The following is a 465-nucleotide window of genomic DNA, read 5'->3' as shown; positions in this document are numbered from 1 at the left end:
TCAAAGCGCTATAACGCCAGCTTAAACCGCAAACAACGCACAAATCAAGCCGCTGCATTGCACCTTAAACACTAAATTCACCGCAAACCAAAAATGCCACGCGTTGTTTGTCGGTTTGAAGCTTTTGTTAGAGCGATACAAACAACAAACTCACTTGGCAATGAAGCACTTAGCTTGCATTCAATGAATAGTATCTTAACCAACAAAACCTTCTGTAACCAGACCACAAAAACCAAAACACCGATTCAGTCGAAAATTAAGAAGAACAAACCGAAAACCAAGCTTCAAAATCCAGCGTTCCCAATTGGTTTTGAAAGCTTGCAGCAACTTGGCTTGCGACGGCTTTTCCACCTTGATACAGGTTGAGAAAACAAACTCAAAAACACGGAAGCCAGCAATGTTCGAGAGCCTGACAACCCTTGAATCATCAAAGCGCTATAACGCCCAATTAAGTAGCCAAAAACG

Annotated in this window: 1 protein-coding gene; it reads right to left on the bottom strand. The window is 42.2% G+C overall.

What is annotated here, in order from left to right:
• Nucleotides 1-284 precede the first annotated feature (284 nt).
• Nucleotides 285-465: hypothetical protein (locus HC752_RS25015; RefSeq protein ID WP_238930637.1), on the bottom strand; the 181-nt coding region annotated here is incomplete at its 5' end.

The sequence above is a fragment of the Vibrio sp. S9_S30 genome (assembly GCF_014694455.1).
Classification (GTDB): Bacteria; Pseudomonadota; Gammaproteobacteria; order Enterobacterales; family Vibrionaceae; genus Vibrio.
This window is presented reverse-complemented; position numbering and strand designations above follow the sequence as displayed.